This window comes from Aeromonas enteropelogenes (assembly GCF_000819845.1).
Classification (GTDB): domain Bacteria; phylum Pseudomonadota; class Gammaproteobacteria; order Enterobacterales; family Aeromonadaceae; genus Aeromonas; species Aeromonas enteropelogenes.
This window is the reverse complement of record NZ_CDCG01000010.1, coordinates 23711-37057: the sequence shown is the minus strand read 5'-3', so window position 1 is coordinate 37057 and position 13347 is coordinate 23711. Positions and strand designations below refer to the sequence as shown.

Below are 13347 nucleotides of genomic sequence, written 5' to 3'. Positions count from 1 at the left end.
CCCCCGCCTGCCCGCCGCCACGCCAGCTTGCCACCCCCATCCACAGCAGATAGAGGGCGCCGAGGTATTTGAACCCCTGCATCAGGGCCGGCTGCTCGGCCAGCACCCGGGTGTAGCCGAGCAAGGCGGTGAGGGCGATCAGCCCCACCCCGGCCAGCTCGCCGCCGATGACCCACAGGGTGCGGCGCAGCCCCAGGCTGGCGCCAAAGCTCATGGCCAGCATCATGCAAAGGCCGGGGGAGACCGAGATGAGAAAGAAGGTCGGGATAAACATCAGCAACAGGGTCCACTCGCTCATGATGACCTCCTCATGCCGCATCGCGGGGAGCCAGAACCCCCATGCCGGCCAGGTAGTCGAGGGCGCTCGGTGTGAAGCCAAGCTCTGCAAGGTGCGCCGCCGTGAATGGGGCGCGGTGCAGGGGCAGGTCGCGGCTCACCCGTTCCATCCAGTCCGGATTGCCGATAGCCGCCGTGCCCACTGCCACCAGATCGGCGCCGCCGGCCAGGGCCAGCTCGGCCGAGGCGGCGTCGTGGATCTTGCCCGCCACCATGAGCGGCACCCGCCCGGCCAACCCGACCCGCACCGCCTCCAGCAGGGCGCCGCCGTCGGGATCCCCCGCCACCGCCTTGAAGCTGTCCCCCATGGAGAAGTGCAGGTAGTCGATCCCCTCGTCCGCCAGCAGGCGCGCCACCGCCAGCTGATGGGGCAGTTCGATGCCCTGGATATGGGCATAGCTCTCGGGGGAGAGGCGCACCCCGACCAGAAAGTCCTGGGGCAGGCGGGCGCGAATGCCGTGCACTATCTCCACCAGGATCCGCGCCCGGTTGGCGATGCTGCCACCCCAGCGGTCGGTACGCCGGTTGTGCAGGGGGTTAAGGAAGTTGCAGAGCAGGAAGTTGTGGGCGGCGTGCAGCTCGACCCCGTGCAGGCCGGCACCATGGGCCCGCTCGGCGGCGCGCACGAAGGCTTCAATGAGCGTAAGAATCCCCTCCTCCGTCAGCCCCTTGACCCCGAGGGGGTAGCGCCCACCCGGTGCCAGCTCGCACGGGCCGACCGGCGCCCCGTCGTTCAGTTCGGGCAGGGCCCGCATCCCGCCGTGATGCAGCTGCACCACCGCCAGCGCCCCGGTCTGCCGCGCACTGTCGGCCAGGGCCGTGAAGGCCTGCTGCTGGGTGTCAGTCATCAGGGCCGGCTGCCCCGCCCAGCAGCGTCCGCCGGGCTGTACCTGGGTAGCGGCGGCGATGAGCAGGCCGAAACCGCCCCGGGCGCAGCGCGCCAGCCAGTCTAGCTCGGCCTGACCGGGAGCGCCGTCGGCGCTGCTCATGTTGTGAGTCAAAGGGGCCAGCACGGCCCGGTTCTTGAGCCGCAATCCGGCCCGTTCGAAGTGGAAGCTGTCGCCAAGTGCCTTGTTCATCGCCCTCTCCCGGGATCGCAATGGAATGCCGCCACTATAATCCCGGGCATTCAGGATATAATCAGGTGCACAAGCAAGGCATTAATTCCCAGCAAGACACAATAGGCCGTCACACATGAGTCACCACAAGCTCGACACCCTCTACCTGATGCGCCTGCTGGTCGCCATCGTCCGCTGCGGATCCTTCGCCGCGGCGGCGGCCCACCTCGGCATCACCCCGAGCAAGGCGTCAAAGGATCTGCGCCACCTGGAGCAGAGCCTCGGCAACACGCTCCTGAGCCGCACCACCCGCCGGGTGCAGTTGACCGACGCGGGGGAGCTCGCCTACCACCAGGCCGACCAGATGATCGCCCTGCACGAGCAGCTGCTGGACGGCCTGCAGCGCCGCCGCTCGGCCCTGTGCGGGGAGCTGCGGATCACGGCGCCGGATCTGTGGGGCGAGGTGGTGCTGACCCCTGTGCTGTTGCGCTTTCGCGCCGACCACCCCGAGGTGCGGATCATCGCCGACTTCAGCAATACCCCGGCCGACCTGCTGCGCGACAATTTGCATGTGGCGTTTCGCAGCACCGAGCTCGGCACTCAGCCCTATCTGGCGCGCCCCATCGCGGTGGACGATCTGGTGCTCTGCGCCAGCGCCGACTACCTGGACCGCCACCCGCCCTTGAGCGAGCCGCAGGATCTGCAGCAGCACCCCCTCATCACCCGCTGCCAGGAGTACAGCCGCCACGAGCGCTGGACCCTGCTTGCCCAGGGGCGCGAGATCCCGCTGGAAGTGGCGGGTGAGCTGGCCTTCAATAGCAAGAAAGCGATTCACCAGGCGATGCGCCAGGGGCTGGGGATCGCCCGCTTGCCGCGCTACCTGGTGGCGACCGAGCTGGCCGAGGGGGTGGTGCGCGAAGTGCTGCCCGACTACCGTCCCAAGGGGGCCAACTTCTACGCCCTCTATACCCAGCGCCGGGCCGAGTCGGCCCTGGTCGGCCACTTCCTCGACTACGTCATAGATGCGCTAGGGAAAACACAATCCGGACATCCGGACGATAACCAATAAGAAGAGGGAGGCATGATGCCTCCCTCTCCGCTTTGCCGATCACTCAGCCCCGTGATTTTTATCCCTCGCTCAACGCTCGATTTGTACTCATTTTTCAAACAACAGGCTAGATCCTGCGCAGGCACCACATGAAGTAAGCACCTCCTAACAGGGTGGAGACCAGTCCCACCGGCACATCCTGCGGAAACAGGATCTGCTGGCCGATCCAGTCGGCCGATACCATCAGGAGGGCGCCGGATCCGGCGGCGCCGAGCAGGTGCCAGCGCGCCCGCACCAGTCCCATCAGCTTGGCCATGTGCGGTGCCAGCAAACCGACGAAGGAGAGTGGCCCCACCACCAGAGTGGCACTGGCAGTAAGCACGGCCACCAGCAGCAGGATGACAAGCTGGGCCAAGCTCAGGCGAATGCCGAGCGCGGTGGCTACCGCCGCCCCCATCGGCATCAGATCGAGCCAGCGGCTGATCAGCAGGCAGGCCGCCAGCATCAGGAGCGCCAAGCCCACCAGCGCGGATGCCACCGGCAGGGTGACATAGTAGGTGGAACCGGACATCCAGGAGAGCAGCTGCTGTACCCGCAGGTCGCCGTTGGCGAGCGCGATGGCCTGCAGCGGCTCGAACAGCGCCGTGATGGCGATACCGGAGAGCAGGATCCGCTCCGGCTGAAAGCCGTGTCTGCGGTTGATTGCCACCAGCAGCAACAGGCAACCGAAGGCACCGACCAGCCCTCCCAGCAGCATCATGGGCAGCGGCAAGGCGGGCAGCAGCAGCGCCGTCCCTATCACTCCCATAAAGGTGCCACCACTCACCCCCAGCAGCTCCGGGCTCGCCATGGGGTTGTTGCTGACCCGTTGCAGCAGGGTGCCCGCCAGCGCCAGCAGCACGCCAGCCGCAGCGGCCGCCAGAGTACGCGGCAGCCGCCATTCCAGCTGGGCCTGCCATCTGAGCCAGCTTGGCCAGCTCCAGCCATGCATCCCCTGCCCAAACAGCAGGGAGATCAGGATGGCTGCCAGCAACCCGAGTAGCAGCAGACTGATGAGACGAGCCGGTGTCGGGTGACGGGCCACCAGCAGAGTGGCATTTGCCTTCGGCGTGCCAGACTTGATGCCAAGGCGCGGGATCAGCCAGAGCAACAGTGGTGCGCCCAGCAGCGCCGTCATGGCGCCGGTCGGGATCAGCACGGGCCAGAAGCGGCTCAGGGTTTGCAGCAGCAGATCGGTGGCCGTCAGCAGCAGGGCTCCCAGGACAGGCGCCCACACCAGCCGCTGGGCAAGTCGCCGAATGCCCAGCTGTCGCACCAGGGCGGGAGCCGCCAGCCCGATAAAACCGATCAGCCCCACCACGCTCACCACGCAGGCGGTGATGAAGACAGCCAACCCCAGTCCGGCGAAGCGCAGATGCTGAAGGGAGACCCCCAGGCTGCGGGCACTGGCATCATCCAGCTCCAGCACCGCCAGCGGGCGCACCAGCACAGCGGCCAGCACACCGGCTACCAGCAGCCGCGGCAGCAGATAGCTGACCCCGCTCCAGCTGTTCTGGACCAAGGAGCCGCTGCCCCACACCAGCAGCCCTTTCAGCTCCTCCTGAAAGAACAGCAGCAGCCCCATGCTGATGGCCGCCAGATAGAGGTTGATCACCAGACCGGCAAACACGATGACCACGGGATTGAGCTGACGGCGCCAGGCCAGGGCGAACACCAGCGCCATGGCGAGGCTGCCACCAGCCATGGCTATCCACTCCCGCCCCAGCAGCAACCAGGAGGGGGCGAACAGGGTCACCATCATCAGTGCCAGCTGGGCGCCAGAGGCGACCCCCAGGGTGGTCGGCGAGGCAAGAGGATTGCGCAGCACCTGCTGCATCAGAGTGCCCGCCAACCCAAGGGCGGCCCCGGCCAGCAGGCAGATGGCAAGGCGCGGCAACCAACTGAAATAGACCACCGCCTGACGGGCATCCTCCAGTTCGGGCGAGAAGAAGCTCTGCCACCAGAGTGACGCAGGCAACTGGCGTGACAACTCCCAGCAAATCAGCGAGAGGGTCAATCCCAGCAGGATCAGGGAGGGCCGCCGCAGCGGCAATGGGAAGAGGCGCGTCATTTGGGCTCCCCTCCAACCTTGGCGTCCTGCAGCAATGCCTCGCTGAGCAGGGTGGCGAAGCGACGGGCGGCGATGACGCCACCGAAACTCCAGACGGCGGGCAGATGCAGCACGGGCGCCTGCTTGACCAGAGGCAGATGCTGCCACAACCCGGGCTCCTGCAGTCGCTCGTTAACCCCGACGGGAATGGGGTCGACCACCACCAGCCGCGCCTCGGGGAAGGCTAAAAACTGCTCTATGCTGGCCACCGAAAAGCCCCAGGCATTGGTCTGCCCGGTCCAGGCATTGCGCAGCCCGAGCCGTTGCATCACAGCCTCGAACAGGCTGTCGCGACCAAATACCCGCACATGACGCTCGTCGATGAACTGCACCACCAGCAGAGGGGAAATATCAGCGGGCAGAGTGGCTTTCATCTGCGCCAGATCCGAATCCAGCCTGGTCAGCTGCTCCCTGGCCTCGGCGGTTTTGTTTACCAGCCCGGCCACGATCAGGGTCGCCTCGTGCAGCCGCTGCCACAGATCGCTGCCTGGTTCATAGAGGGCGATGGACTGCACGGGGGCGATGCGGGACAAGGTGGCGGTCAAAGGCTCCGCCAGCGGAGATATCAGGATGCGATCGGGTTTCAGCTCGGCCAGCAGTTCGCGGTTGGGTTCGGCCCGCAGGCCTATGTCTACCACTTCAGCTGGCAGCCTGGGTTCGCCGACCCAGGCATGGTAGGAACCGACATCCCCCACTGCCAGCGGTGTCACCTCCAGCGCCAGCAGGGTTTCGGCTATGGTCCAGTCGACGGTAGCGATACGGGGCGTCCCGCTGCCGACCTCTGTGGCAACGGCTTGCGGTTCGGCCAGCGTCGCAAACGGCAGCAGCAGGCTGACGAGGCAGGGAGCCATCTTCAAAAAACGATTCAAGAGAGACCCCCTGTTAGACGATGGCAATGGCGTGGTCATGGGCCGGGTGGCGAATGACCTCCATCGGGATGCCATAGATGGCGTGCAGGGTCTCGCGGGTCATGATCTGCCCGGGCTCGCCGTGGGTCAGCAGGCGGCCGGAGTGCAGCGCCACCAGCCGATCACAGAAACGGGAGGCCATGTTGATGTCGTGAATGACGATGATGACCCCGATATTGAGCTGACGGCTCAACTGCTTGACGAGCGTGAGTACCTCCACCTGGTGAGCGACATCCAGCGCTGCCAGCGGCTCGTCCAGCAGGATGAAGCGACTCTCCTGGGCCAGCAGCATGGCCAGCCAGACCCGCCCCCGTTCGCCACCGGAGAGGGTGTCCACCAGTCTGTCGGCAAAGCGTTCGGTATGGGTGAGAGCGATGGCCTTGTCCACCTGGCGACGATCTTCCTCTCCCATGCGGCCCAGCAGGCCGCGCCAGGGATAGCGCCCCATCTCCACCAACTCCCGGCCGAGCAGGTTCTCGGCGCTCGGCAGATGCTGGGGTAGATAGGCCACCTGGCGGGCAAAATCCCGATTGCCCCATGCCTGCAACGGCTTGTCATCGAACCGGATCTCGCCACCACTGAGCAGCTGCTGGCGGGCCAGCAGCTTGAGCAGGGTGGATTTGCCTGAACCATTGTGACCGATGAGGCCATAGACCTGCCCCTGCTTGAAGCGCAGATCGGTGGGGTGCAGCAGCGTGCGGTCATTGACCGCAAAGCTGGCTGATTTCATCTCAAACATAAGCTTTACCTGTGCTGGCCAAAGGCCAGTCTCATCGCTGCCGGCATCAGGCCGGCACCTCGCAATCCAGATGGGCAACCGCATCCCGGCTCACCTGCTCGCGCCGCTCACCGGTCAGTTCGCTGAGCCGGCCCTGACGCATCTCCAGCAGGCGATCCGCCAGGGAGAAGTAGTGATCGTCGTGACTGATGGCGATCACCGTCTTGCCCATCTCCTTCAGTCGTGGCAACAGCACCTGATAGAAGATGCGGCGGAACTGGGGATCCTGATCCGCTGCCCACTCGTCAAACAGCATCACCTCGCGCTGCTCCGCCAGTGCCAGCAACAGGGCAACCCGCTTGCGTTGACCCTGGGAGAGGTCGATATCGGTGATGAAGTCCTCCTTGATGGCAAGCTTGCTGTCCATCTGCAGCCGCTCCAGCCACTCGGCGATCAGCGCGTCCTTCGGTTCCGGCCCCAGCAGGTGCTGGAACAGGTGGTAGTCGGTAAAGATGGCGGAGAAGAGCGCCAGATAGGCGTTGCGATCGGTAACCGGCTCGCCATCCAGCAGGATCCGGCCAGAAACAGGCTGATAGAGGCCAGTCAGCAACATGGCCAGAGTCGATTTGCCGGAACCGTTGCCACCGATGATGAAGATCTGCTCCCCCTTCTCGATGGTGAGATCGATGGGGCCCACGGCAAAGCCGCCCTCCCCCTGATAGTGAAAGCTCACCTGCTCCAGCTCGATGCGCCGCCAGGCGCGGGGGGCAGGCGGCAGCGGGAAATCGGGTTCCGGCTCGGCCAGCGCCAGAGCGCCAATCTTGTCGAATGCCACCTGGGCGGCAAGCAGGGTCGGCAGCGCACCAATCCCCTGCAACAAGGGGGTGCGCAGGAACAACAGAGTCAGGGCAAAGGTGGCGGCCACATTGGTGTTGGCCCAGCCCAGGCCATTGGCCAGGAAGAAGACCAGACCGATGGCTCCCAGCATCATGATATTCGACCAGTTCACCGCGCTCAGGTGATAGGTGTCGGCACGGATGATCTGCTGGCGGTAATCCTGCGCATTCTGCAGATAAAGCTGGTGGTAGACGAAATGGGCCCGTTCACGGTTGAGCGCCAGCTCCTTGCTGCCGGCGATGATCGCCTGGTAGTTCTGATAGAGCCGATCCTCAGCCTGACGCATGCGGGAGAGGTGGCGATAGACCCGGTTGACCAGCAGCCAACCCACCACCATGGTGACGGTGACCCAGAGGGTGGTGACGCCGAGCAGGGCCGGCGACAGCCAGCCCAGGTAAATGGCCGATCCCAAGGTGAGCACCAGCCCCTGCACCAGCTCCGGCAGGCGCACGAAGGCGATGGTGATCTGGCCGATGTCGCTGGAGAGAGAGGCGAGTAATGGCCCCTGCCCTATCTGGCGGATGCGGCCGACATCGGTATCCAGCAGCTGCTTGAGCAGACGGCCGCGCAGCCGGTAGACAAAATGATGACCAAGGGTGGTCAGGGCCAGCTGGGAGCCGAGGGTGATCACCAGCAGCAACAGAATAAGGCCGATCAGCTGGCCGAGTACCGGTAGCGGCTCGCCAACTGATTCGATAAGAGATTGATTGATAAAGGCTATCACGCCAATTCCGCTGACGGCACTGAGCAAGCTGAGCAGAACAATGGCGAGAAAGGGCCAACGGTATTGGCGGTAAACCAGAGACAAGAGTTCCATAAAGGACCGCTATTTCAGGGGAATGCTCAAAACAAGATGCCGGGAAAAATAGGGCGGGAGCCTCGGCCCCCGCCCTGCCTTCATTACCAGCGGTAGTTGATGCTGCCCACTACGCTGCGCGGTTCGCCGTAGTAGCAGTAGTAGTCACAGCTGGCCACATAGGTTTCACCCAGCAGGTTGTTGACGTTGATCTGGGCTCGCCAGTTCTTGGCAAAGTCATACCCGATCATCGCATCCCACACGGTATGGGCCGGCACCTCGGCAGAGCCATAGATGGGGTTGTAGCCGGCATCCACGGCACCGATACCGACGCTGGAACCGACGTAACGCACGCCAGTACCCAGCTCGAGACCCGATACCACGCCCTGTTGCACCTTGTAGTTGCCCCAGAAGGAGGCCATATGGCGCGGGATCAGGCTGGCACGACGATCGCCGTTGCCGGTGTCGTTGGTCTTGGCATCGGTATAGGTGTAGGCGGCGGTCAGGCGCAACGCGTCGGTGGCCTGCACGCTTCCCTCCAGCTCGACGCCACGGGAGGTGACTTCACCCGCCTGGGTTTGCTGGCCGGATCCTGTAGAGACGAGCGAGTTGGTCTGCGCCAGATCGAACAGGGCCAGGTTGATGTAACCGTCGAGGAAGGCAGGCGCATACTTGATGCCGGTTTCGTAGAGCTTGCCCTCGAGCGGCTTGTAGGAGCTTCTGGTATTGGGATCAATCCCCGGCAACACCTCGAACGACTCGGCATAGGCAAAGTAGGGAGAGAGGCCGTTGTCGGCCAGATACATCAGGCTGCCGGAGAGGGAGAGCTCGTGGTCATACTGCTTCTCGTTCTTGGTCGCGTTGGTGTTGTGGGTCTCCACATAGTCGAAACGGCCACCGGCGGTCAGCAACCAGCGATCATCCCAGCGGATCTGGTGCTGGGCATAGAGGCCACTCTGGCCCTTGGTGCTCTTCTGGTGGGTGGCGGTAGACTCGTCAAACCCGGGGAAGCCACTGTAATCAGGGTGGAAGGTATTGATGGATCCCATGCCGTAGTCGTCGGCCTCGACCCCTTCGTTGACATGGCGCTGCAGATCCACCCCCAGCAGCAGCGTCTGCTCGGTACGATCCGTGTTCCAGTAGCCCACCATCTGGTTGTCCATGGTGGCGCTCTTGGTATCGCCATCGCGGTAAACCAGGCCACGGTAGGCAGTGGTACCTTCATAGGTCGGGAAGATATAGGTCTGGCGCAGCAGCAGATCGTTGTAGTTGAAGCGGACGTTCTGCTTGAACTCCCAGGTCTGGTTGAGCTGGTGGGCCAGCTCGTAGCCGGCGGAGATCTGGGTGTTGCGGTTGCGATCGTAATCCGGCTGACTCAGGTTGGTGGCGGGATCGATCTGGCCACCCGAGGTATTGAGGGTACCGTAGACCGGGAAGAAGCCGTTGGTGGGTACCCCTTCGTCGTGCTTGAAGCTGGCCAGCAGGGTCAGGCTGGTGCGATCCGAGATATCCAGGGTGACGCTCGGCGCCAGATAGACGCGATCGTTGTAACTGCCATTCAGCACGCCGTCCCGTTCGCTATAGAGGGCGACCATGCGATAGCGGCTGTTGTCGGTCAGCGCATCGGAGACATCCACCCCGATTTGACGGTGATCCCGGTTGCCCAGCTGAAGATCCACCTGCCCCTGGGGAGTAGCGGTCGGTCGCTTGCTGACGGCATTGATCACCCCGCCGGGAGGCGCCTCGCCGTAGAGGATCGAGGCCGGGCCTTTCAGCACTTCCACACTCTCCAGACCGAACGGCTCCGGCGTCCAGACATAGTAGCCGGTGCTGAACAGACGGTTGCCATCGAGATAAGAGGCTGCATCGAAGCCGCGCACCTTGAACCAGTCGGCATCGGTATCGGCACCATAAGACTGGGAGAGCACGCCGGAGCGATAGCGCAGCGCCTCGTCCAGCTTCAGCACGGCGTGCTGGTCCAGCTCTTCACGATTAACCACTGAGACGGCGCGAGGCGTCTCGGCCATGGGCACTTCCACCTTCATGGCGGTCCCTGTGACCACCATGGTTTCACTGGCCTTGGGCAGCTTGGCGGGAGTCTGTTCGGCCATCACAGGCAGAGAGGCCAGCAGGCCGGACAGCGAGAGCATACCCAACCCTCTCTTTCTGCAGAGTCCTGTAGTGTTTTTTTGCGCAATCATATTAAGTCTCGTATATCAATGAGTTATGTTGTTTTAATTGTTATTTTTGGTCGTTTTTAGCGACATCACCCTGTTCCGTGGGTGAATAAAGCAGCGCAATCCTACTACAGGAAACAGCTCAATCGATATAGTTATTAGCAATCATTACCATCCGTATTAGCTTCTTGTGGGTGCCTTGCCAGCCGATCTCGCCGACAGAAGGAGTCATCAGGAACGCCCCGTAAAGAGAGACATATAAGAAAGCAGAAAAGGGCCCACAGCCCCCGGATCCAGACCGCCGTTCTGGGTGGATCCATTATCCCCAAGCTTTATCCATATTTATCCACACCCTTTGGCGGTAGAATCCGTTTCTTCCTTTCTTGTCTGAAATCAGGATCCATTCCATGGCCAAACTCAATATCGTCGTCGGCTCCATGCTGGGCGCCGCCGAATATGTCGCAGACCACGTCGCCAGCCTGCTGGAACAGGCGGGCCATCAGACCAGGATCCACAACCCGGCCCGACTGGCCGAGGTGCTGGGCGAACCAGAGGAGATCCTGCTGGTGGTCACCTCAACCCACGGCGCCGGTGATGTGCCTGACAACCTGCAGCCTTTCGCCAGGGATCTTGCCGAGCAGCGTCCGGATCTCGATAACCTCAGGTATGGCGTGATCGCTCTGGGTGACAGCAGTTATGACACCTTCTGCCAAGGCGGCAAGACGCTGGATCATCTGCTGAGCGAGTGCGGTGCCAGCCGGATCGGCGAGCGGCTCGACATCGATGTGACCCAGCACGAGATCCCGGAAGATGCGGCGGAAATGTGGATCCGGGAGTGGATGGCGATGATCGCCTGATCAGGAACGGGAGATCCGCAAAAAAATGCGATCTCCCGACTTATCCCCAGATCGGCTATCCACCAGGTTATTAACAGCCGGATCCAGATAAGTTGTTCTACAAGGTTACTCACAACAACCGTCAGTTTTGTGAATAACTACAGGTTTAACCTCTGTAAAACCTATAGTTATCCTATGAATTAGATCCAGACCCACCTGGTGTTGTGTATAAATACAAGGGTTGTCCCCGGGTTAAAAGGGGTAGGATCCAAGCTTTTCCACAGTCATGGATCGCTCTTAACTGAATGATCTTTATGATCAAAAAGTGCTTATCAACAGAAGTGGCGGATCCTAATAAAAGATCCAGTAAAAGATCGATCTAAAGATCCTTAAGATCTAATAAGCAGATCCTCCCTTCATACTGAACGTTAAGTAGACGTTCCCCTCAGGACGCTAAACAGATAGAATGATCCGCCCTTTTAGCCCAGGCAGAGAAAGATCTTCAGGCGTGCAGATCAAGGTGATCCCAATGCAATACCATGAACAATTTGATGTGATCGTCGTCGGTGGCGGTCATGCCGGAACAGAAGCAGCAACTGCGGCGGCCCGCATGGGCATGAATACCCTGCTGCTCACCCACAATATCGATACGCTGGGGCACATGTCCTGCAATCCGGCGATCGGCGGGATCGGCAAGGGACACCTGGTCAAGGAAGTTGACGCACTCGGCGGGATTATGGCTCGTGCCATCGATCTTGGCGGGATCCAGTTCCGCACCCTCAACTCTTCCAAGGGCCCGGCGGTACGCGCCACGCGCGCCCAGGCGGATCGTCTGCTCTACAAGGCAGTCGTGCGCCAGATGCTGGAGAACTACCCCAACCTGAAGATCTTCCAGCAGGCCTGTGACGATCTGATCATGGACGGGGATCGCGTCGCCGGCGTGGTGACCCAGAGCGGGATCCGCATCAGTGGCAAGACGGTGGTACTGACCGTCGGCACCTTCCTGAACGGTTTGATCCACATCGGGATGGAAAACTACAAGGGTGGTCGCGCAGGGGATCCTCCCTCGATCGCATTGGCCCAGCGCCTGCGTGAAATGCCGCTGCGCATCGATCGCCTCAAGACCGGCACGCCGCCTCGCATCGATGCCCGCAGCGTCGATTTTTCCGTGATGCAGGCGCAGCACGGTGACGATCCGCGTCCTGTGTTCTCCTTCATCGGAGATGCCAGCCAGCATCCGCGCCAGGTCCCCTGCTACGTCACCCACACCAACGAGCGTACCCACGACGTAATCCGCAACAATCTGGATCGCAGTCCCATGTACGCTGGGGTGATCGAAGGGATAGGCCCCCGTTACTGCCCCTCCATCGAGGACAAGATCACCCGGTTCGCCGACAAGACCGCGCACCAGATTTTCGTCGAGCCGGAAGGCCTGACTACCCACGAACTCTATCCGAACGGGATCTCCACCAGCCTGCCATTTGACGTGCAGGTGCAGATCGTCCGTTCGATCCGGGGCTTCGAGAACGCCCACATCACTCGCCCCGGCTACGCCATCGAGTACGATTTCTTCGATCCGCGGGATCTCAAGGCGAACATGGAGAGCAAATGCATCCCCAACCTGTTCTTCGCCGGCCAGATCAACGGGACGACCGGTTACGAAGAGGCGGCAGCCCAGGGCCTGATGGCCGGTCTGAACGCCGCCCTGCGTGCCCAGGACAAGGATCCCTGGCATCCGCGCCGGGATCAGGCCTACATGGGCGTGATGATGGACGATCTCTCCACCCTGGGCACCCGCGAACCCTATCGCATGTTCACCAGCCGCGCCGAATATCGCCTGCTGCTGCGGGAAGACAACGCCGACATCCGTCTGACCACCATCGGTCGTGAACTGGGTCTGATCGACGACGAGCGCTGGGGCAAGTTCAACGCCAAGATGGAACAGGTGGAACTGGAGCGTCAGCGCATGCGCTCGACCTGGATCCACCCGCAACATCCGTCTCTGGAAGCGGTCAACGCCCTAGTCAACACTCCGCTGACCCGCGAGCAGAGCCTGGAAGAGCTGCTGCGTCGTCCCGAAGTAACCTACGATGCCCTGATGGCCATCGACGGGGTCGGTCCGGCCATCGCCGATCCGGCCGCCGCCGAGCAGGTGGAGATCCAGATCAAGTACGCCGGTTACATCGAGCGCCAGAACGACGAGGTGGAGAAGCAGCTGCGCAACGAGAACACCCTGCTGCCGCTGGATCTCGACTACCGCGATGTGAACGGCCTCTCCAACGAGGTGAAAACCAAGCTGAACGATGCCAAGCCGCAGACCATTGGTCAGGCCTCCCGCATCTCGGGGATTACCCCGGCAGCCATCTCCATCCTGCTGGTTCACCTGAAAAAACACGGCCTGCTGCGTAAAACCGCCTGAGGAAT

The 13347-nt window shown here is 62.4% G+C and carries 10 protein-coding genes; 3 read left to right on the top strand and 7 right to left on the bottom strand.

Going from position 1 to position 13347, the window contains the following annotated elements; translation table 11 throughout:
* Positions 1–298: LysE family translocator (locus BN1123_RS03470; RefSeq protein WP_197064437.1), on the bottom strand; the 298-nt coding region annotated here is incomplete at its 3' end.
* A 10-nt stretch (positions 299–308) separates the two neighbouring features.
* Entirely contained in the window at positions 309–1415 is a 1107-nt protein-coding gene (locus BN1123_RS03465; protein WP_042025383.1) for an NADH:flavin oxidoreductase, read from the bottom strand.
* Between the two features lie 115 nt (positions 1416–1530).
* On the opposite strand from BN1123_RS03465, the gene BN1123_RS03460 reads away from it, so the two are divergent.
* A complete protein-coding gene (locus BN1123_RS03460) occupies positions 1531–2463 on the top strand; it encodes a LysR family transcriptional regulator (protein ID WP_042025380.1) in 933 nt (310 codons plus the stop codon).
* A 106-nt stretch (positions 2464–2569) separates the two neighbouring features.
* Here BN1123_RS03460 and fhuB read toward each other — a convergent pair whose 3' ends face one another.
* The 5 genes from fhuB to BN1123_RS03435 all read right to left on the bottom strand — a co-directional run bounded on the left by fhuB (position 2570) and on the right by BN1123_RS03435 (position 10111).
* Positions 2570–4552, bottom strand: coding sequence for a Fe(3+)-hydroxamate ABC transporter permease FhuB (fhuB, locus tag BN1123_RS03455; protein ID WP_042025379.1), 1983 nt, complete (start codon positions 4550–4552; stop codon positions 2570–2572).
* Positions 4549–5442, bottom strand: a complete 894-nt coding sequence (locus BN1123_RS03450) for an ABC transporter substrate-binding protein (RefSeq protein ID WP_082037453.1) — start codon at positions 5440–5442, stop codon at positions 4549–4551. The genes fhuB and BN1123_RS03450 overlap by 4 nt, the downstream gene beginning before the upstream one ends.
* Before the next feature lie 31 nt (positions 5443–5473).
* Entirely contained in the window at positions 5474–6238 is a 765-nt protein-coding gene (locus BN1123_RS03445; RefSeq protein WP_042025377.1) for an ATP-binding cassette domain-containing protein, read from the bottom strand.
* 46 nt (positions 6239–6284) lie between these two features.
* Positions 6285–7931, bottom strand: a complete 1647-nt coding sequence (locus tag BN1123_RS03440) for a multidrug ABC transporter permease/ATP-binding protein (protein ID WP_042025376.1) — start codon at positions 7929–7931, stop codon at positions 6285–6287.
* 83 nt (positions 7932–8014) lie between these two features.
* A complete protein-coding gene (locus BN1123_RS03435; RefSeq protein ID WP_042025375.1) occupies positions 8015–10111 on the bottom strand; it encodes a TonB-dependent siderophore receptor in 2097 nt (698 codons plus the stop codon).
* Between the two features lie 383 nt (positions 10112–10494).
* Between BN1123_RS03435 and mioC the strand changes: the two genes are divergently transcribed.
* Both mioC and mnmG read left to right on the top strand, forming a co-directional pair.
* On the top strand, positions 10495–10944 hold the full coding sequence (gene mioC / locus BN1123_RS03430) for an FMN-binding protein MioC (protein ID WP_042025374.1): 450 nt from the start codon (positions 10495–10497) through the stop codon (positions 10942–10944).
* Between the two features lie 508 nt (positions 10945–11452).
* Complete coding sequence (gene mnmG, locus BN1123_RS03425) at positions 11453–13342, top strand: tRNA uridine-5-carboxymethylaminomethyl(34) synthesis enzyme MnmG (protein ID WP_042025385.1); 1890 nt, start codon at positions 11453–11455, stop codon at positions 13340–13342.
* Positions 13343–13347 lie beyond the last annotated feature (5 nt).